This window comes from Leptothoe sp. EHU-05/26/07-4 (assembly GCF_043421015.1).
In the GTDB taxonomy this organism is placed as follows: Bacteria; Cyanobacteriota; Cyanobacteriia; order Phormidesmidales; family Phormidesmidaceae; genus Leptothoe; species Leptothoe turfae.
The window spans coordinates 331,908-352,340 of record NZ_JAXSQV010000002.1; the positions used below are offsets into that span (position 1 = coordinate 331,908).

Sequence of the window (20,433 nt, forward strand, 5' to 3'; positions counted from 1 at the left end):
GCAGCAGTTCTTGAGAATCCTAATGAATCGACACGTGTTATAGAAGTGACATGAGCGCCTATCAACGTGAATCAACTGAAAAATTAACAGGGGTGACCGAAACGTTGCTAATCACCCTGTATGCCCGATATCTTGAAACACAGAGACCCGATAGCTTTTTTCAAGACCTTAAAGCAGTAGAAGTCCTAGACAAAATTAATTACGACTTCCATAAGTATGCTAAGGGATGGAAGTCCAATCTGGGGGTTATCGTTCGGTTACAGGAATTTGATCAGATCATCAGAGAGCTGCTGACTGACAAGCCCAATACAACTGTTATTAACTTAGGCTGTGGACTCTGTACAAGATTTGACAGAATTGATAACGGCAGTGTCCGTTGGTATGAAATAGATTTACCTGACGTGATTGAGCTGCGGCGTAAGTTTTTTGAAGAAAACGAGCGCTACCAATTTATTGGAAAATCTGTTTTAGATTTTTCCTGGATTGATCAAATTCAGCGATTACCTAACCAGCATCTTGTGATTGTCATGGAAGGCGTTTCTTGTTATTTAAGTGAGGCCGATAATCGAGCCCTGATGTCACAAATTTGCACACGCCTATCACCGACAGAGTTCATCTTCGATGTGATTAGCCGCAGAATATCCAATAATTCAGCTAATCATGACACCGTATCTAAAACAGATGCTGAATTTAAGTCAGGGATTGACAACTCCAAAGATCTAGAAAACTGGGAACCTGGCATTACGCTCAAGAGCGAACATTGTTATCTGACCAGGATTGCTGCCCATACTGCTCGTTTACCCCTATGGGCAAGATACATTGCTCCTATCCTGACCCCTCTTTTTAAACAGGGTGGCCGTATTCTACACTTGCAGATTCATAAAAATGCTTAATACATATCGCCGCATGATGCGTGTTGCAGGTTCCCATCAGCCTCAACTGCAAACCACACTTCTATTATCTGTTGGCGCTTCTATTATTCAAGGAATTATCTTTGCACTTTTTTTTCCACTGCTATCGGCCTTAATGGCTTCTCCTGTTGTTGATATGCAGCAGGTTTGGCGGTTACTTGCCCTGTTCAGTTTTCTGGTGATCGTCGAAGGGGCAATTCGCTGGCGAGAGCTGGACTTTGGATGGCTGACATCCACCGATATGGCCTATGACCTTAGACTGCGGTTGGCAGAGAAGCTACGACAAATGCCATTGGAAGAACTTAATAAACGACAATCAGGGGATCTCAATATTGTCATGAGTGGCAATGTCAGTGAAATTGTTCTCTGGATTGGTAGTTTAGCAACCTTGATTATTCAGACCTTAATTGTACCGCTGATGACGGTACTAGTAACCTTATTTATTGATTGGCGACTGGCGGTTTCACTGTTGCTGACATTTCCCTTGGCCATTCCCATTTATCGCTACACACGGGATTTAGTCAAAAGATCCCTGCGAGATGTTTCCATGGCCGATGCCGAGGCAGCGTCCCGAATTGTTGAGTATATCCAGGGATTACCCGTCCTTAAATCTACTGGACAAGTGGGAGCAAGCTCACAATTGCTGCAAGCGGCCCTCGATCGTCAGCGCCAGGTTCAAGCTAAAGGAGAGCGGTTGATTACGCTACCTCTGGTGACCATGGCAACATTGGTAGAAGTTGGCATTTTGTTGATCATTAGTTTAGGTATTTTGTTTATTTTGCAAGGCAGCCTCTCTATTCCTGTTTTGCTTGCCCTAATTGTTATCGCTATGCGATTTACTGAGCCGATCTCTCAACTAATTGCCTACACCAGCATTCTAGATTTGATGGAAGTTGGCTTAGAACGCGTCGAAACCGTCATGGCTATTCCTGCCCTACCCGTACATCCTGCTTCCACGCAGCTGACTCAGTTTGACATTACCTTCGAGCATGTGTCCTTCCGCTATGCCCAGCAGCAAGAGTGGGCGTTGCGAAACGTGTCTTTTCAATTACCTTCTAAATCACTGACAGCGTTGGTAGGTCCGTCTGGCAGTGGCAAGACTACCATCACTCGACTCATTAGCCGCTTTGCCGATGTGCAACAGGGCGCTATCCGCATTGGCGGTGTTGATGTAGGCCAGGTGGATGCCACTCATTTAATGACATCAATCTCGGTGGTGTTTCAGGATGTATATCTATTTGACGATACTATCCTCAACAATATTCGCATGGCCAAACCCGAGGCCACTGATATGGAGGTGGAAGCAGCAGCTCGATCCGCTAACTGCCATGAGTTTATTATGAGATTAGCCCATGGTTACGATACCCGCATTGGTGAAATTGGCGGTACCCTATCAGGCGGAGAACGTCAGCGGGTTTCCATTGCCCGGGCGATACTTAAGGATGCTCCCATTGTGCTGTTAGATGAACCCACCTCAGCTTTGGATACGGAAAGTGAAGTGGCTGTTCAAACCGCTATCAATCATTTGATTGCTGATAAAACTGTCATTGTTATTGCCCATCGTCTATCCACAATTACCAACGCTGATTTGATTTTAGTGTTGGAAGACGGTGAGATTGTGGAACAGGGAACCAGCGGGGAGTTGTTAAACCAAAAGGGGCGCTATGCCAACCTATGGAATGCACAGCAGCAATCTCAAAGTTGGAGAATTGCGGCTTAGCAAATATTTTGCTGTTGGTGTTTCCCTTGTAGCAACAGCATATTTTTTTAGCTTGCGGATCCCCCCCGGGGGGATATAATAAATGCGTTAATCAGATGCCCCCGGGGGGCATCTGATTAACGCATTTCAGAGCACTTTAAAGTGCTCTAATAACATTTGGATTTTTAGTATGTGGAAACAGCGTCCTCGATGGCTACAGGGGTTGGCTAACCCTGTTTTTGCCAGACTTTATTTAGCTCAAACCATTAATTTGGTGGGGGAATCGCTGACCTGGTTAGGTCTTGCTTTATTAGCGTTTGAGATAGCGGGGGAGAAGTCAGGGACTATTCTGGCGGGAGCTCTCACACTACGGGTATTCGCCTTTGTGCTGTTGGCTCCCATTGCAGGTGCGATCGCAGACCAGATTGATCGTAAACGCCTGATGATTACCACACACTTGGTCCGCATGGGAATTGTCTGCTTGCTGCCCTTTATTACCCAGCCCTGGCACATCTATGGGATTGTATTCTTACTGAATGTGTTCTACGCCTTTTTTACCCCTACCTATAAGGCCACAATTCCCTTAGTGACCACCGAAGACGAATGCCCCAAGGCCATTGCCTTATCCAGCGCTACCTATCAATTGTTAGGGGTTTTAGGCCCCGGCCTGGCAGGGAGTATTGCCGCCTGGGTAGGCACACGACAGGTCTTTTTTCTAGATGCCATAACGTTTTTGGTGGCGGCCATTTTAATTGCCACCCTGCCAGGACACCTGCGAGCAGGCAACAATGCATCTGCAAATTTGAGAACAGATGCTAAAGCTGTTGAAACCGTTATTCGCAATATCAAAACCGGGACTCGTTGTTTATTTGCCGATCCTCCCATTCGTTATGCACTGATGCTGCAATTGATTGCTGCGATCGCAGGCGCACAAATTCTTGTGAATACGGTGGGCTATGTCCAGGGCACTCTGCAATTAGGAAAGCTCGAATATGGTTGGGTGATGGCGGCCTTTGGTATTGGTGCCACCATCACCTCCATTGGTTTAGGCAATGCCAAAAAGAAGCACAGCCCCATTTTGTTAACCAGCATTGGTGGAATTTTGATTACCCTGACCCTGATGACGGCCAATCTTACCGGGTTTGGAGTTCTCTTGTTGTTATGGGCTTTAGCCGGTATGGGAACAACCCTGGTTAATGTTCCCACCCAAACCCTCATTGCCAGCCGGGTAGCCAAAGAAGCCCAGGGTCGAGTCTACGGTGCTCAATTTGCTTGGAGCCATTTTTGGTGGGCCTTAGCCTATCCACTGGCAGGCTGGTTAGGTCACTATTCCCCTGACTACCATTTTCTATACAGTAGTCTGATTGGATCTGTATTTTTGGTGGTTATATACCTGTGGTTAAAACCTCAACGTCTCACCCAGCTACAGACTGGACTCTGGCATGAGCACGAACATATCCATGATGAGCATTATGCTGATAACGGTAGGACTCAGCCTCACAGTCACTTACATTTTCATGAAGCGATGAAACCAGGGCTTAGCCATTCATCTCTATCTTGACAGAAACTAACCCGTCATCCACGTCGGTCGACTTGATTGTCGTACTGGGCCGCAAGGAATGCGGTCCATAGAGATGACATGATGCCCGCACAGTATGATTTCACAGGTACTCTCTGATTGGAAAAATTATCTCAAAGAGAGCTTTCACTTTAATTCTATTACTGATTAAGATCAATGTCTCCAGCAGCAAGGATCTCCAGTTCATCTTGATTGAGAATGACAATCTTACCTCCACGATCGTATTGAACAATGGCCTCTAGTTTTTTCATTAAGCGAGCACATTCTTCGTAGGTAATACCAATACTGCGAGCCATTTGATAATAGGGCAGCTTAATTCGCAATTGTTCTCCAACATCGGTGATATCTGTGCCATGCTGCCAGACAGAATATTGAATTAACTGGGCCAACCGCACCACAGCTCGCTCTGAGACCAAGCCATGCACCATGGTATGCAACCGTTGCAGTCGCTGATTAAACACCATTAGTATCCGTAGTGCCACTTCTGGTGATTGCTGAATGGTATCGAGGAGATTGGCTTTAGACAGTGTCAATACCTGACAATCTTCCATGGCGATAACGGTGGCTGGGGCCCTAGCATCTCCAAACAGAGCTGGAGCTGCAAAAATATCTCCATTTCTAAGGGTGCGCAGGATTGTTTCCTTACCGGTTGTGGCACTTTTTTGAACTTGCAGTATGCCACTGATCAGGATGTGTAATTTTTGAGGAAGGATATCTCCCTCATGCAAGACAATTGTCTCACGTTGATAATGCTGAATGTGAGTATGGGGTTGAAGTTGTTCTAGCTCTTTTGGGTCAAGGGCCACAAACAACTGGATCTGGGTGAGTTGAGAAATCGTTGCTTGCATCGGGGTATAGGCGTTTTTGAGCTATATCAAGGGAAAAATGACGAATGGTTGGCAAACTATACTGATTACAGTCTAGGACGAGATGAGATGACTACCCAAGTCGAAATCTAGCCAAGCAATATCTGGCTCAGTGCTTAAAACCAGGGGTATACTCAAACCAGTTATGGACATGGTCACCCACGACTATATGATTTTGGGATAGTTGAGCAGCATGGGGCAGTCGGTACGAGCTTCGGAAAAGGGACTTGCGATCGCAAACCAGGCCCGTCAGCGCCGTGGCTGGACTAAAACGAGTACCGCCCGCTGGTGGCAGGACGCCCACACATCGAGGGCTACTTTACGACGCTTCTGGCGTGGCGAACGCATCCAGCAAGAGGCCTTTATTGCCATCTGTCAGACCGTAGGCCTTGAGCACTGGCAAGAAATTGCCGAAGAGCAGTTGCCGGAGGCTAGCCAGGCTACCCCGTCTAGCCCAACTGTCGTGGATTGGGGAGATGCCCCTGACATTGAGCAATTTTACGGTCGTGATCAGGAACTCCAACAGCTGCAGGAGTGGGTTCTCGAAGACCAGACCAAGCTAGTCAATATTAGCGGCCTGGGTGGTAGCGGAAAAACAACCCTGGCCTTAGCCCTGGCTGAACAGCTACAGCCAGAATTTACAGGCGTCATCTGGCGGTCAGTCGGTTCCCTATTATCCCTCGAAACACTACTCGGAGATCTACTAGATGCTCCCATAGAAACCGTGGATCAGGGGGTAAAACAGCTGCGTAAAAAAATGCAACAGGAACGATGGCTGATCATCCTGGATAACTTCACAGCCTATTTAGATTTTCTCTACCAGATTACCGGCGCTCGTCACCAAAGCTGTGTTCTGGTTATTAGCCACGATCCCTTACCCTCGCAGTTTCAAACGTTAAATCGAGTGCAGTCGTTATCGCTGCCTGGTTTATCTCCTATTGCAGCTGTTCAGCTGTTAGAGAGCTGTGGTTGTGGTGGGCATCCCCATCAGCTCAAGGCCCTTGCTCGTCTTTATGGCCATAATCCCCTGGCCTTAAAATTGATCTCATTGACCATTAAAACAACCTTCGGCGGTCAGCTCACCCAGTTTCTAGAGCAAGGCAGCGTGATCTTAACCAATCCGATCCGGCAACCTTTAATACAACAATTTAACCATCTGACTGGGCTGGAAAAAACAATTGTCTTCTGGCTGGCCATTTGGCAAGAGCCAATTTCCCTATGTCGACTGCAAACACACCTATTAATGTGTGAACCAGGAGCGGTGATTGAGTCCTTATCGAAGTTAGTCGCCGCTGCCCTCATCACCCGACACTTTTTGGCAGATGAACCCGCATTTAGCTTGCAACCCATGGTGATGGCGTTTGTAATTGAAAAATTGGTTCAGAAGATTTTAGAGGAACTTAGTCAGGCGCAGCAACAGGATAGCATTCAACCCTTTCAACTCCTGAGGAGCCATTGTTTGCTACGCCCCGGTACCGACGATATTCTTGGCGATCGCATTCTGAGCGCATTACAATCGGCCTACCGTCAACGGCCTCAGATACCCTCACTGTGCATGGAAAGTTGGCTTGGTCTAGCTAAAGCACATTATCCTAACAATGATTATCTTGTGTTTAACCTAACTATCTTGGCAACAATCCTAGACAACAATGACATCTAGGATAACCATGGGGGACAGGCCCATATCACCCATGTCAGTGACTGTTGTCAATTCGATGCGGCTAATCTATTGCTACCTGTGGTAGGGCATATTCAACTGCTTTGGCTGCATGGATAACGGTACTATCAAACAGTTTTACCTCAGTGTCAGTTTGTTGTACAAGCAGACCGATTTCAGTACAGCCCAGAATAATTCCTTCGGCTCCGCGCTTAGCCAGTTCATTGATTATTCGTAGATAGTCCGCTTTGGATTGGGCTTCTATTTTTCCCAGGCAAAGTTCCTGGTAAATAACTTGGTGAACAATCTTGCGGTCATGGTGATTGGGGATTAAAACATTCAGGCCATGGTTATCCCTAAGGCGACCGCTATAAAAGTCTTGTTCCATGGTAAACGCGGTTCCCAGCAGGCCAACCGTTTGAATATTTTGCTGAAGTAGGGTGGTTGCGATCGCATCACCAATATGCAGCAAAGGAATATCAATGGCAGCCTCCACCTGGGGAGCCACCTTATGCATCGTATTGGTGCAGATCAGTAGAAAATCAGCCCCAGCCGCCTGCACACCCAGTGCGGCTTCTGACAGGATGTTTGCCATTTCGTCCCAATTACCCGCATGTTGTAATTTTTCAATGGGTTCAAAGTCGACACTATACATGGCGATTTTGGCAGAGTGCAATCCGCCCAGGGCCTGTTTTACCCCTTCGTTAATGGCCCGGTAATAGGTCACGGTACTTTCCCAACTCATGCCGCCCAACAAACCAATTGTTTTCATCGCAGTCTCCCTATCATGTGAGCCCCAGTATCACACAATCAAAATGCTTGCTACCATTGTATGCCGTGGATAAGTCCCAGATGCCTGTATGAGCTTAAAGAAATCAACAGCACAGCACTGTGAGAATAATATTCTCTACATTCCCTCTGCTCTACACAGCATGAGAGATATAAAGCTTCTCCTTCACAATCAAGACTCTGCCATCTTTTATAAGGCCCTTGAGCAAGATCTGATCAATGTAGAGTTCCACACCAGCGCTCCCTGCATTGTTTATATCGAAACAGGTACGGAAACAATTACCAACTGCTATAACCATGCTTGCCGCGTGCAACAGCACGAAGCTGTCTTCTTACCCAAAGGGCTAAATCTATATTCAGACTACATCAGTACCGATGGCTCATTAAGGGCCTATTTACTGTTTCTAAGTGACGATGTTGTTACCGATTTTCTAGCGACTGGTACTAGTCTTCCTAAACTATCAAACAGCACAAGCACATTTCTCAAAGTAGACAAAAGCCCGGCAGTGACTCTGTTTTTTGAGTCGTTGATCGCTAGCTACAGGTATTGGCATCATTCTCCCCATATTCTTAAGCTAAAATTATTAGAAATCTTGCACATCATCGACATCAATGATGAGGACCAACAACTACGGTCCAACTTGTCTGTCAACCAACAAGAAAATCCCAAACGCAACATCAAACGCCTGATGGAGAAATATATCATCTCCCATCTTAGTGCAAAAGATTTTGCTGCCTTATCAGGTCGCAGTGTTTCTAGCTTTAATCGGGAGTTTAAGGCACTCTATGGAACCACACCCAAACAATGGATTATTGAACAACGACTTGCCCACGCTTACACCTTATTGGTCGAGCAACGATGGTCTGTCACGGCTGTCGCCAATGAGGTGGGCTATGACAACATTTCCCACTTTATTACCGCATTTAAGCGGGTTTACCACCAAACACCTCACCAAATAAAAACGGTTGACCCTCACTAAATGCCCAATTAAAACACCCCATTGACCAGAAATCGTTATTTCTGACCCGATGTGAGTAGTCGAGCCTTGAGCATTACTCTACAGTGGCTTTCATAATCTCTAATGTCTCAGGAGAGGAACCATGAGTACGAAAGTGCTAATCGAGTCCGCAGTTAAAGCTGGAAGTATGGACACATTGACGCCATTCTTAGCAGCTAACTTACCGAATGTCAGAGGTTTCTCAGGATGCCTGCAAGTGACCGTTTACTTTGATTCAGAGACTCAACGGATGATTTTTGATGAAGAATGGCTCACTATCGAACATCACCAACGATATATCAACGCCATCACCCAAAATGGCGTATTACATAAACTGGCCCATTTTCTTGAATCACCACCAAACATTAAATATTTTGATCGGATGGAGATATAGGGTATAACCTGACTAAGGCAAGCTTGTTTTACGCTAAGTGCTTCACTATTTTGAACGGGAGCTACCCATGATGAAACAAACCAAGCGCTTAAGACTACTCACAGCCGCCTTAGTTTCTTTCGGCCTTGTGTCTACAGCGACAGCCCATGCCCAATCCTCAAAAGGAGCCACACTTACCCTGCAGGCTGACGTTCAAGAAACCAACCCAGAGGCGAATATCATTAACCTGCGTGGCAATGTGCTCTTTGAATATCCCCGTCATCAGCTTGAAGGAACGGCTGAACAAGGCCAGTTTTTTATGACTGAGCAAAGACTGATCCTGGTAGGCAATGCTCAAGTCACCCAGCAGGGGGAAGTGTTAAGAGATAATCAAATTGTCTGTCTGCTAACAACGGGCCAGTGTAGTCCTTCGGGGGAATAACACTAGTGACTACCCTTACCGTGACTAGTGTTCTCCTTGGATGCATTCAGGGTGGCTCGATACTTGGTCACACCGGAGAACGTATGGTTAAAAAATGCGGGATAGAAGGTGGCAAACCGCTCAAAATACTTTTCGTATAGGGCCTGGGCTGGCTCATTACCGCGAATTACCATCACCCCTAGAGAAGAGGCTCCTGCTTCACGGGCACGCTTGAAGGCAGCCTGCATGAGGCGATGGCCCAGACCTAACCCTCGATGCTCAGGTAATACCGCAACAGTTTCGACAATCATGTCGGCCTGGGGCTTAAGAAAACTATGATCACCTTCCCAAATTTTGAGATAAGCCTGTCGAAAATCTTCAGTTATGGACGGGGTCCAGCCAAGTTTCTCCGCTATCTGTGGTAGTTTATCGATATTTAGCGGACTGTGGGCCGCTGAGATATCAGCGGGTCGAAAAACTGCGCAGGCGGCCACAGGTTGACCATTTCTCTCAATTACTAAGAAATCCTGAATCTGTCCCCAATGGGATGCGCCACACTGCAGCATCGATTCTAAAAACTGCAACGGTGATGTACCTGTCGGTTCCAGGATGTCTTCCCAAAAAGACTGCTGAAAAGGCGCTCGTGTAGCTTCTAAATCAATCTGAGCAAGAAAAGACACATCTTGAAGACCTGCTGAGCGCACCACATCATTGCTATTTAGTGGGTCATTTAGTTGCGTATTCATAGGTCCTCTTTTAACCTACCTTACGTATGTGATATCTCACATACGATTCGTATGTCAAGTAGGGGAAGCTGATGGCAAACTTGCGATCGCAAAAAAAAGCAGAGACCTCTGCTCGGCTGCTGGCCGCAGCCCGAAAAAGCTTTTTTGAACTTGGCTATGCTGCAACTTCAATGGATAAGCTCTGCGCTAGCGCTGGCGTTACCCGTGGCGCGCTATACCACAATTTTGGTGGTAAAGATGGTTTGTTTGAGGCCGTTGTGCAGGAGATCAACGATGAAATGGTTGAACGTCTCCTGGCTATGGCGGGGGATGATGCGTCACTGGATACGTTTGTGAGGGTCTGTCGCTCGTATTTGACCTTTGTCCTTGATCCGGAGATCCAGCGAATTGTTTTCCAGGATGCTCCTGCCGTGTTGGGGCAGAGGCTGCGTGATATCGATGCCCAGGGCAGTATTGTGCCCCTGACGGATGCGATCGCTGATCTGATTACTAGAAACATTTTCCCCGATATTGATCCGACGGCTCTGGCGGTTCTCCTCAATGGTGCAATGATCGATGCGGCATTGTGGATTGCCTCCCAACCAGACAAGGACCACAGTTTAGAGTCCGCAGCCAATGCATTGGAACAACTAATCAGGCAATTGGCCGGTGAGTCGTCACAGAGCTTGTCAGGATAATAGCCTGTTTTATGAATCATTCAAGGCAACATGGAGAAAACGTTCTAACACTGGAGATAGGCTTTCCTGTCTCCAAGCAAGTAGGGTTTCAATCTCAAACGTATGTTCCAAGTGTCGATAGACCACACCCGTGCGCTGTAGTTTTTTTATTGATTCTGGCACCAGGGCAATTCCCATACCGCTGACCACCAGCCCCAATACCGTTTGCAGCAATCTAGCTTCTTGAATAACTTTGGGAGTAAACCCATGGGTCTCACAAAGACTAAGGACCTGGTAGTAGAAACTTTGGCCCATGGTTGGTGGCGGTAAAATAAATGTTTCATCCACTAACAAATTGAGATCAAGAATCTGTTGCTCTGCTAACGGATGATAGTCTGGCAAGGCCACAACTAAAGGTTCCTTGAGCAGTATGTGATAGTTAAACTGTTCTCGCTGTTGTAAGTGCAGAAAACCACAATCAATTTGACCGTTGCTAAGCTGTTCTAGCTGTATCTGAGAGTCCAGCTCACAAAGTCTGATATTGACTAAGGGAAACTGTTGTCTAAATGCTTTGAGAAGCTCTGGCAAAGCAGTTTGCATGGCGGCACTGTTAAACCCAATAGCCAGTTGCCCCACCTCACCGCGACTGGCTTGTTGGGCAATATACCTGGCACGCTCCACTTGAGCCATTACCCCATTCACCTCTGGCAGAAACGCTTGCCCTGCATAGGTGAGCTGCAATGGGCGTTTATTGCGGTCAAATAGCCTGACACCCAATTCCTTTTCTAACGCTTGAATCTGTTGACTGAGTGGGGGCTGAGCCATGTTCAGTTGTTCAGCCGCACGACTGAAGTTCAGGGTCTCTGCCACCGCCAGAAAATATCTCAGATGTCGAAGTTCCATAGGACAATACTATATCTCAAAAATATAGTATTGCTAGTTAATCAATATTGGACATATTAAAAATCTGCCCATAGGGTGGCTATAGACGCTAGAACGCAGAAAAATGATAACTGTTGCCTCCCCACTGTTAAGCCGAAAGGGCTATTACGGTGACTTTGGTGGTCGATTTATTCCTGAGATTTTATACGAAACGTTTGAGTCGTTAACTGTCGCTTACCATGAGGCCCGACAGAACCCTGAGTTCTGGGAGAAATATGTGGCAATTTTATCTAACTACTCCTGTCGGCCCACACCGCTCACCTATGCTGAGGGACTGACCCACTATTTTGGCGGGGCAAAGATCTACATCAAGCGTGAGGATCTAAATCATACGGGGTCCCACAAACTCAATAATGTTCTGGGGCAAATGTTGTTAGCTCAGCGCATGGGTAAACACCGCATTATTGCTGAAACTGGAGCGGGACAGCATGGGGTGGCAACTGCAACCATGGCTGCAAAATTTGGTTTAGAGTGCACCGTTTACATGGGCGCTGAGGATGTTGAACGACAGTATCCAAACGTGTTTTGGATGCGACAGTTAGGGGCTCAGGTTGTGCCAGTCACTAGCGGGACTCAAACCCTCAAGGATGCCATGAATGAAGCGCTGCGAGATTGGTCTGCAAATATGGCAACCACCCATTATCTGATAGGTACCGTCTGTGGTCCCCATCCGTTTCCGGAAATGGTGGCCTGGTTTCAGTCGGTGATTGGCCAGGAGGCGCGATCGCAAATCCTTTCCCAAACCCAACAGCTCCCAAAGGCCGTCTATGCCTGTGTGGGCGGAGGCTCTAATGCTGTCGGTATCTTCAGCGGTTTTCTAGAAGACACCGATGTTGAACTTATCGGTGTCGAAGCAGGAGGGCTGGGAACCCACACACCTCACCATGCTGCTCGGTTGGCCAGTGCCCAGGCATCCATCGGCATTGCCCAAGGGTATAAGACTCAGTTTCTACAAAACTCCGATGGCCAAATGCAAGACACCCATTCTGTTGCCGCCGGATTAGATTATGTGGGTGTTTCACCTGTTCTGGCTAATTTAGCTCAAATAGGACGCATTCGCGTGACATCGGCCCTGGATGCTGAGGTGATTGAGGCCTTGAAATTAACCCTACGAAAAGAGGGGTTGATTCCTGCTCTAGAATCGGCCCATGGGTTTGTTCAGGCCTTTAAAGAGGCTGCTAATTACACATCTCAGGATGCCATCATCATTAATCAATCAGGCCGAGGGGATAAGGATATTTTTACTATTGCCGAGGCGTTGCAAGATCCTGATTGGCACAGGTTTTTACGACGAAGAGCAGTTAAAGATTAACCTGCAATCTTGATTGATAACACTCCACGCCCCAGGGTGGGCGCAAGGCACCACCCCTACAAGATGATTCACTTTAAATCGGAGATATTGAAAACAGCCCCTAATTAGTGCTGGTTTTTGAACTCTGCGTGGAGTTATGCCCCACAGCCGATCTCTTGATATAGATTTCAGATCTTTTTCCCTTTTCCCTTGCCTTATCCTTCACATAACCATGCATCTCGAAGAATTTATCCGTCAGCAACGACAACAGAAAGACATCTTACTCATGTCCCATACCGTATTGGGCTATCCCTCCTGGGAAGATAATCGCCAAGCCGTAGCAGCCCTGGTCCAGGCTGGCGTTGAGCTGATCGAACTCCAGTTTCCCTTCTCTGAGCCCATTGCCGATGGGCCGATCCTGTTAGCCGCTAATCATGCGGCTATTCAGTCAGGGACATCGATCCACGATTGCTTTCAGTTTGCAGCAGAGGTTGCCCAACAATATCCCCAAACTCGTTTTGTGATCATGACCTATGTCAATATTCTGTTTAAATATGGCATTGATGATTTTGTCAAAACTGCTGCCCAGGGTGGAATTGCTGGATGCATTATTCCTGATTTACCTCCCGAACAAGCAGAACATTATATTCACGCCTGTCGCGACCAGGCATTGGCAACAATCTTTCTAGTTACGCCAAAAAACAGCCAGACACGCATACACCAGATCGCCCATGACACCAGCGGATTAATTTACTGCGTCGCACGAAAAGGAGTCACCGGTCGACAGACTCAGTTCTCGACAATGGTTCACCAATATTTACGTCAGGTAAGAGCAACCACTTCACTACCCATGGCAGTGGGGTTTGGCATACGGTCTGCCGATGACGTGCAAAAATTAACTGGCCAGGCAGATATCGCTGTGGTTGGCACCCATGCTGTTGAATGTTTAGCAAAACATGGAGCTATAGGACTTCAAAACTTTATTCAAGGCCTAAGGAATTGCTAATCTGAAATCCTGACCAAGGTTTTGTTAATGCTAACGATTGATTAATTCAACGGATCGACGTTACGGGCAGCTAGAGTCGTTTGATCCAAAGACTCCGATTCCCAATCATTAAATTGGTAATCAACAAAGATAAGTCCTGAGAAGAAGGCAAAAAATAGCCACAGCATCATAGCCTTAAACAGCATTCTTGAACAAAGAATACCGCCCCCGCCTAAACAACATTAACCATATGGACTAGAACTTTAATCGTTTGCACAAATACAGATCTGAGTCCATCTCTACTTAGTCATAAAGTTCATTATCGCTCATCATAATTTTCGTTTTAGATAGACTCAAGTCAATTACAAGTAAATTAATATAGATTTTCATCTATGAATAGAATAATTGAAACCTGCTCAATGGCAAGGTTTTTGGGTGTTGTCAGTCTCTCTGTTATAGCGTAATCTTTGGAAGTCAAAAGATAACTTATCATTCCTTAAATTTGCGTTTAATAGGTAAGGGCTGAATTAGAACTACTCTTTAATGATTGGAAAATGGGTGTATTAGGTCAAATAGTCGGTTATACAAAGATTTCATCAGAGATTTAGACTAAGTTATTCAAAACGTTTAGTCTAAAAAATAATGTTGAAACGGTTTAAGCGATATATTCGCTGGCGTTCTAGTGACGAGGGATTCTCAACCGGGATCGATCAGTTTGAAACCCTCGTCTCAAAATTGCTTTCAATCACCATGTTGATTGTGATTATGGTGATTATGGTCGACCTTATACTGTTTTTGGCGACAGCCCTGTTTAATCCTAGCCCTGAAGGATTTTTTGTTGACACACTTAAAGATATTTTTGGATTATTTCTAAGTGTATTAATTGCTCTCGAAATCCTTGAAAATATTACGGCTTACCTGAAAAAGCATGTGGTTCAGGTTGAATTGGTAATCGTCACTTCCCTCATTGCTGTAGCTCGCAAAATTATTATTTTAGACCTGGATAAAGTGTCGGGGATCAGTTTGATCGGTCTTGCGATCGCAATCCTATCCCTGTCCCTAAGCTACTGGATTATTCACACTATCCATCGTTAAGCTAGAGGCCAATATTATTAGATTTCTCAAGGATTAGAGTCAGAACTAGCCCTATGAGCCATATCAGAGAAATTATCCAAAATGCCATTGATCGACGGCTACGAATCTTTCGGTTTGAGCAAGAGGTCGATGCCTATTCAATGAGGATATTCAAGCTGTAAGGCAGCCACTTCAGCAGTGCTCGTGCCATATAATGTCTCAATCTCTTGTAAAGTGATGTCCAGCGATGCGACAGGTGGGAGATCACTGCGTACCTCAATAGTTCGGCTGCCAGTCTTGTTTGTGCCGTGAACTTTATCGGGGACTATCATGAGGCCACGCCTGGTGGTTACACCTGCATCAGACGTATGTAGCGAGAATGCTTTAGAGCAATACGTGCGTGAATAGGCGTCAGCCACCAGTGACAAGGCGACTTCGTCAACACCTTTAGTGATCGGAATATCAATATCTTCACGAGCCCAGAATGAAAGACCGTTGGCAACAATCGTGAAGATACTTTTAGCACTCAATTTAAACTGTTCGCTGTGGTGCTCTGTTCCCCAGCTTTGAATACCCATCGCCTGGGCAACTAAGGCCGCTTTCCCATGGCCTGCGATCGCATCTACTAAAGCCACGGACACAGGAATCGATGCCGTTACTCCCGTTGTGGTGATAATGTTGCCATCGGCGATGTAGCGCGTATTCTGTAGCCATTCAGTTTGAGGAAACTTCTTTTTAAGACTGTTATACGAGAACCAATGGCATACGCTTTTGCGACCATTAAGCAGACCCGCATTGGCTAACACCCAAACACCATCGCATACCCCTACGATAGTTGCACCTTTCTTGGCCTGGGCATTGACCCACCCGAGTAAAGTTGGATCTTTTCTGCGAATAACGGCAGGAACAATAACATAGTCAGCTCCCTCTGGAAATTGTGAGTCAAACTCTGCAATTGTGGCCTGTGGCTGTAGCTTAAGGGCAGGCAGCATTTGGATCGGCCCTGCTTGGGTTGCGATCGCTAACACTTGTGCAACGCCAGACTCGGCCAGAACCCCATAGGGGATAACGTAATCCGTTAGTTCGGTAGAGCTATTCTCTGCAACAACGGCGACAACTGGTTTTGTTCGGTTAAATCTTGGGGCATATGCAGGAATACCAGATGTCATGTCCATGACTGAGATTGTTGAGATTAATACTATGGGGAACGCAACGTTCTCTGTTAAAACGAACTCCTATACGCCCATTGTAGTCAAGAAACCCTTAAGCGACGTATTCGATAGAAAACAGAAAACAGGCATAGGCCAACAACAAAGCCTGACATTGCCCCCGATGCCGAATTGATAGCAAAAGACTGCAGATCCTGAGACTGATGTACCCAGTTAGCCAGACCCATCAAGCTCAAAGTTGAAAAGCTGAGAATAGTGACTCCAGCCTGCACGGAGCGATTAGCTGTGCTAGGTACTTTGGCAACGCTCAAGTACCAGCTCAGGATAGCTGTTAAACCCATAGCACCACCGCCATATTGAATCCATTTGAATATGGGCAATCCGCCCAGCGGGTAGCGTAAGCCAGCAAATCGCTGTACAAACCACCCCCATTCGTGGCTAGTGGCATCTAGGAACGAATGGGTAGCGGCTCCTAACCAGAGACTGAGAATAACCAGCACTAGCCACGATAATGAAACCTGTCGTTTAGATGGTGCCAGACCAAACAGTGTGAGGGTTGATTTCTCCAACCACAGATACCATAAACCAAGGGCAAGCAAACCTTGGGGCACGGCATGGGTAATCAGCCCACTGATGCTGTGGCCGGGGGAATAAATGGGATTTAGATAGAGGAAATATGGCAGGTCTGGAGCCATACAGCCAATAATGAGTGGTGGCAACGGCAATCGCTTTTGGGACAGATACCACAGAGGGGCTGCGACGATTGTATGGGCTGGCGTATAGGGCATTGGTAAGTGGACGTTTTCGTTTTCTATTCTGGCGTTATAACAACTTTGAGCTGATGGTGGCTACCGTTAATGGGGGGAATTATTTCAGATGCTCTACGAGAAAGTCCACAAAGGTTTGCACTCGCAAAGAATATCGACGATTCGGTAAATAGAGGGCATACACTCCCCTATCCATGCCCGCTTGGGGATGCACTTGAAAATCTGTCAGGACGGCTTGCAAGCGTCCGCAGCGAAGGTCTTCATCAATTAACCAGGTGGGCATCAACATCAAACCAACACCATCTAAACAAATCTGTCGCAACACTTCTGAATTATTGGCAACAACAGAGCCCCGCACATTGACCTCACACGTCTCGGCATGATGCAAAAATCGCCATCGGGTTGCACCTGTGCTGTAGGTAAATAACAGACAGTTGTGGTGGACTAAATCATTGGGATGTGCAGGATAACCATAACGCTTAAAATAGCTGGGGCTGCCACACACTACGCGACTGTAATCCGCGAGCTTGCGAATAATTAATGTGGCCCCCGAGCGTTCCAGGTTACCGAGACGAATCACCATATCCAGGTCGTCTTCGACTAAATTGGCTAAGCCATCGCTCAGGCGTAGTTCCAGCTTTACCTCAGGGTATTGCTCTAGAAATTTATGCAGCAGCGGAGCAATATGGAGCCGACCAAAGGCCACTGGCATACTCACTCGCAAGACTCCCCGTGGCATGTCCTCTCCTTCCATCACACAGGCATTGGCTTCAGCCACATCCTGCAAGATTCTGGCTGCTTTTTCGTAATACTGTCGCCCTTGGGGTGTCAGGGTAATGCTGCGAGTAGACCGATTCAGCAGCTGAGTATTCAGCAACGTCTCAAGACCATTTACCTGACGGGTTACAGAAGACACTGCCAGATTGAGCTGTCTTGAGGCTTCCGAAAAGCCGCCCACGTCAACAACTTTGACAAATGACCGCATGGCCGCAAATTGATCCATGGCCATTAAGCTCCTTCAGTTTTGCGTTTTTTGCAAAAGTACTTGGCATGGCGGCTATATTATCATTTTTTCTGAATGGAATTACGATTGAAATGTCGCAAGTTGGAACCCAGTTTTAGGAGGCAACCATGACATTGACGATTGAAATTACATCGGACTTTATTTGTCCCTGGTGTTTAATTGCCCATCACAATTTGCAACAGGCAATTGCCCAGCTAGAAGCACCTGTTGACATTCAGTGGGTATGGCATCCGTTCGAGTTAAATCCAGATATGCCTGCAACGGGCATGGATCGTCGGGCTTATCGCACTAACAAATTTGGCAGTTGGGCCTATTCACAACAGTTAGATGCCCAAACCATTCAAGCGGGCATGGCCAATGGTGTTGAATTCCGCTATGACCTGATGCAAAAGACACCCAATACACTCAATGCCCATCGTCTGACTGAATTAGCGGCAAACGAGGGTAAAGCCACAGATATGGCAGAAAGAATTTTGCAGGCATATTTTACTGAGGGAGAAGACATTGGCGATATTGAAACGCTCTCAGCACTGGCTACTGAGGTTGGTCTCAACGGTGACCAGGTGAACGCGTTTCTCTTATCTGATGAGGGTATTTCAGAAATACGGGACTCCAAACAACAGGCAATTGCTCAAGGTATTCAAAGTGTGCCAACAATGCAAATTGGTGGCGCTGTATGGGTAGGCGGACAACCCGTGGATGTGTTTCTCTCGGCGCTACAAACGGCCCAAGATTTAGAGGGCATAAAATCATGAACAGTAACGGCCATGCCATTGTTATCGGCGGATCCTTAGGGGGACTGTTTACAGGGTTGCTTTTACGGTCGATTGGTTGGACTGTCGACATCTATGAACGCTCTGCCCAAACTCTCAATAGTCGCGGTGGTGGCATTGTGATGCAGCCTCAAGTGCTAGAGGCTTTTCGACGGACAGGCATTTCTCTGGATGACCTGGGGGTGGTTGCCCACGAGCGCTACTATCTAGCCCCCCAGGGAAATGTGGCTCAGCGCATGGGAACTCGACAAACGCTAACCTCCTGGAATCGTTTGTATGGTCTCATGCAGCGACAGTTTCCAGCAGAACACTATCATCTGAGGAAACAACTGACGGATATCCAACAAACGTCAGACTCTGTCACAGCTCAGTTTGCCGATGGCACCTCAGCCCCAGGCGATTTGCTGATCGGTGCCGATGGTCCTGGCTCTACGGTGCGGTCTCTGTTATTGCCGGATGCCAACTATCGCTATGCGGGCTATGTGGCCTATCGCGGCTTGGTGAATGAAGCTGATCTTGACCCAGATACGGCAGCACTGCTGACAGAACGGTTTGTGTTTTTTCAGTTGCCTAATTCTCACATTTTGCAATATGTGATTCCAGGGGAGGATGAATCTCTGGTGCCAGGAGAGCGTCGTTTTAATTGGGTCTGGTATGTCAATTACGATGAGACAACAGAATTACCTCGCCTTCTGACGGATACAGACGGCAGGCGACGTGATCATTCGATTCCGCCAGGGCTGTTGGCTCCTGCTGTAGAACAGGAGATGCGGGCCTATGCTGAACAGGTGCTGGCCCCACCCATGCAAAAGCTGGTGGCCGCAACCCGCGAGCCGTTTGTACAGGCAATTTTGGATCTCGACGTGCCACAGATGGCATTTGGTCGGGTGATCCTGCTGGGGGATGCCGCATTTATTGTGCGACCCCATACGGCGGCGGGTACGTCTAAAGCGGCGGCAAATGCGATCGCACTTGCCGACAATCTCAGAATCCACAACCACGATATTGTCTCTGCTCTAAAGACTTGGGAACCAGGGCAGCTAGTCGACGCAGAACGGCTGAGCCAACATGGACAGTTTCTAGGCAGACGGTCGCAGTTTACCCATGGTCTAGGTCGATTTCTTCCCCAGCATGGGCATTAGCCATCAATAGGATGGAGCGGTGTTTCCAGTAACAGCTGATAAAACGCTAAATCCAGCCAGCGATTGAACTTAAAGCCTGCCTGTTTAATGGTGCCTGCGTGGGTAAATCCCAGTTTTTTGTGAAGAGCGATGCTGCCAGGATTCTCAACATCAATGCCACCCACCATCACATGGTACTGCTGCTCAATAGCCGCTGCGATCAGCTGTTGCATCAGGGCATAGCCAATCCCTTGACCGCGATGCTCCCCATGGACATAGATAGAATGCTCCACTGAGTATTTGAAAGCGGGCCAGGCGCGAAATGTGCCATAGCTGGCAAAACCCAACAAAAAATCATTGTCGTCAACTGCACCAATGACTGGAAAATTACCGTTCTGTTTTGCTGCAAACCAGTGGACCATATTTTCTAACGTGCGGGGTTTATAGTCATAGAGCGCTGTTGAATTGACAATCGCATCGTTGAGGATGGCTAAGATGGCATCGGCATGTGCATCATAGGTACATGAAACAAATCGCACTGGAGGCTCCTCGTCACTAATGACAGATATAACCACATTAGCAAGGCGGGAAG

General features: G+C 47.0%; 21 protein-coding genes. 13 read left to right on the plus strand and 8 right to left on the minus strand.

Features of this window, described 5'->3' with window-relative positions; genetic code table 11:
* Positions 1-50 precede the first annotated feature (50 nt).
* The 3 genes from U2F10_RS03345 (at position 51) to U2F10_RS03355 (ending at position 4,171) form a co-directional block, all read left to right on the plus strand.
* Positions 51-893 carry a class I SAM-dependent methyltransferase gene (locus U2F10_RS03345; RefSeq protein WP_499870757.1) on the plus strand — a complete coding sequence of 281 codons (843 nt, stop codon included), beginning with the start codon at positions 51-53 and terminating at the stop codon, positions 891-893.
* Entirely contained in the window at positions 886-2,631 is a 1,746-nt protein-coding gene (locus U2F10_RS03350) for an ABC transporter ATP-binding protein (protein WP_499870758.1), read from the plus strand. The genes U2F10_RS03345 and U2F10_RS03350 overlap by 8 nt, the downstream gene beginning before the upstream one ends.
* Before the next feature lie 169 nt (positions 2,632-2,800).
* The gene (locus tag U2F10_RS03355) at positions 2,801-4,171 is read left to right on the plus strand and encodes an MFS transporter (protein WP_499870759.1); all 1,371 of its coding nucleotides are present in this window, start codon (positions 2,801-2,803) and stop codon (positions 4,169-4,171) included.
* A gap of 158 nt (positions 4,172-4,329) precedes the next feature.
* Here U2F10_RS03355 and U2F10_RS03360 read toward each other — a convergent pair whose 3' ends face one another.
* On the minus strand, positions 4,330-5,037 hold the full coding sequence (locus U2F10_RS03360) for a Crp/Fnr family transcriptional regulator (protein WP_499870761.1): 708 nt from the start codon (positions 5,035-5,037) through the stop codon (positions 4,330-4,332).
* Between the two features lie 211 nt (positions 5,038-5,248).
* Between U2F10_RS03360 and U2F10_RS03365 the strand changes: the two genes are divergently transcribed.
* On the plus strand, positions 5,249-6,715 hold the full coding sequence (locus tag U2F10_RS03365) for an NB-ARC domain-containing protein (RefSeq protein ID WP_499870763.1): 1,467 nt from the start codon (positions 5,249-5,251) through the stop codon (positions 6,713-6,715).
* Positions 6,716-6,776: 61 nt separating this feature from the next.
* Here the strand turns inward: U2F10_RS03365 and U2F10_RS03370 are convergent, their stop codons facing one another.
* Positions 6,777-7,484, minus strand: coding sequence for an aspartate/glutamate racemase family protein (locus U2F10_RS03370; RefSeq protein WP_499870764.1), 708 nt, complete (start codon positions 7,482-7,484; stop codon positions 6,777-6,779).
* An 88-nt stretch (positions 7,485-7,572) separates the two neighbouring features.
* Between U2F10_RS03370 and U2F10_RS03375 the strand changes: the two genes are divergently transcribed.
* From U2F10_RS03375 to U2F10_RS03385, 3 genes are all read left to right on the plus strand, one after another.
* Entirely contained in the window at positions 7,573-8,481 is a 909-nt protein-coding gene (locus tag U2F10_RS03375) for a helix-turn-helix domain-containing protein (protein WP_499870766.1), read from the plus strand.
* Positions 8,482-8,602: 121 nt separating this feature from the next.
* Entirely contained in the window at positions 8,603-8,893 is a 291-nt protein-coding gene (locus U2F10_RS03380; RefSeq protein WP_499870768.1) for a putative quinol monooxygenase, read from the plus strand.
* A 67-nt stretch (positions 8,894-8,960) separates the two neighbouring features.
* On the plus strand, positions 8,961-9,314 hold the full coding sequence (locus tag U2F10_RS03385; protein ID WP_499058994.1) for an LptA/OstA family protein: 354 nt from the start codon (positions 8,961-8,963) through the stop codon (positions 9,312-9,314).
* 2 nt (positions 9,315-9,316) lie between these two features.
* Here the strand turns inward: U2F10_RS03385 and U2F10_RS03390 are convergent, their stop codons facing one another.
* Positions 9,317-10,039 (minus strand): GNAT family N-acetyltransferase, encoded by a 723-nt coding sequence (locus U2F10_RS03390; protein WP_499870770.1) that lies wholly within the window; start codon positions 10,037-10,039, stop codon positions 9,317-9,319.
* Positions 10,040-10,110: 71 nt separating this feature from the next.
* Between U2F10_RS03390 and U2F10_RS03395 the strand changes: the two genes are divergently transcribed.
* A complete protein-coding gene (locus U2F10_RS03395; protein WP_499870771.1) occupies positions 10,111-10,716 on the plus strand; it encodes a TetR/AcrR family transcriptional regulator in 606 nt (201 codons plus the stop codon).
* A gap of 9 nt (positions 10,717-10,725) precedes the next feature.
* On the opposite strand, the gene U2F10_RS03400 is transcribed toward U2F10_RS03395, so the two are convergent.
* A complete protein-coding gene (locus tag U2F10_RS03400) occupies positions 10,726-11,598 on the minus strand; it encodes a LysR family transcriptional regulator (protein WP_499870773.1) in 873 nt (290 codons plus the stop codon).
* Between the two features lie 103 nt (positions 11,599-11,701).
* Between U2F10_RS03400 and trpB the strand changes: the two genes are divergently transcribed.
* From trpB to U2F10_RS03415, 3 genes are all read left to right on the plus strand, one after another.
* Positions 11,702-12,949, plus strand: coding sequence for a tryptophan synthase subunit beta (gene trpB / locus U2F10_RS03405; RefSeq protein ID WP_499870774.1), 1,248 nt, complete (start codon positions 11,702-11,704; stop codon positions 12,947-12,949).
* A 211-nt stretch (positions 12,950-13,160) separates the two neighbouring features.
* Positions 13,161-13,934: a tryptophan synthase subunit alpha gene (gene trpA / locus U2F10_RS03410; protein ID WP_499870775.1), complete on the plus strand. Its 774-nt coding sequence runs from the start codon at positions 13,161-13,163 to the stop codon at positions 13,932-13,934.
* A 621-nt stretch (positions 13,935-14,555) separates the two neighbouring features.
* Entirely contained in the window at positions 14,556-15,008 is a 453-nt protein-coding gene (locus tag U2F10_RS03415; protein WP_006513708.1) for a phosphate-starvation-inducible PsiE family protein, read from the plus strand.
* Between the two features lie 137 nt (positions 15,009-15,145).
* On the opposite strand, the gene U2F10_RS03420 is transcribed toward U2F10_RS03415, so the two are convergent.
* The 3 genes from U2F10_RS03420 to U2F10_RS03430 form a co-directional block, all read right to left on the minus strand.
* The gene (locus U2F10_RS03420; protein ID WP_499870776.1) at positions 15,146-16,162 is read right to left on the minus strand and encodes a DJ-1/PfpI family protein; all 1,017 of its coding nucleotides are present in this window, start codon (positions 16,160-16,162) and stop codon (positions 15,146-15,148) included.
* Between the two features lie 77 nt (positions 16,163-16,239).
* Complete coding sequence (locus tag U2F10_RS03425) at positions 16,240-16,944, minus strand: DUF4184 family protein (RefSeq protein WP_499870777.1); 705 nt, start codon at positions 16,942-16,944, stop codon at positions 16,240-16,242.
* 79 nt (positions 16,945-17,023) lie between these two features.
* Positions 17,024-17,926 (minus strand): LysR family transcriptional regulator, encoded by a 903-nt coding sequence (locus U2F10_RS03430; protein WP_499870779.1) that lies wholly within the window; start codon positions 17,924-17,926, stop codon positions 17,024-17,026.
* A 128-nt stretch (positions 17,927-18,054) separates the two neighbouring features.
* Between U2F10_RS03430 and U2F10_RS03435 the strand changes: the two genes are divergently transcribed.
* Positions 18,055-18,702, plus strand: a complete 648-nt coding sequence (locus U2F10_RS03435) for a DsbA family oxidoreductase (RefSeq protein WP_499870781.1) — start codon at positions 18,055-18,057, stop codon at positions 18,700-18,702.
* Positions 18,699-19,862, plus strand: coding sequence for an FAD binding domain-containing protein (locus U2F10_RS03440; RefSeq protein ID WP_499870783.1), 1,164 nt, complete (start codon positions 18,699-18,701; stop codon positions 19,860-19,862). The genes U2F10_RS03435 and U2F10_RS03440 overlap by 4 nt, the downstream gene beginning before the upstream one ends.
* On the opposite strand, the gene U2F10_RS03445 is transcribed toward U2F10_RS03440, so the two are convergent.
* Entirely contained in the window at positions 19,859-20,380 is a 522-nt protein-coding gene (locus U2F10_RS03445) for a GNAT family N-acetyltransferase (protein WP_499870784.1), read from the minus strand. The two genes, U2F10_RS03440 and U2F10_RS03445, sit on opposite strands and share 4 nt — an antisense overlap.
* Between the last annotated feature and the right edge of the window lie 53 nt (positions 20,381-20,433).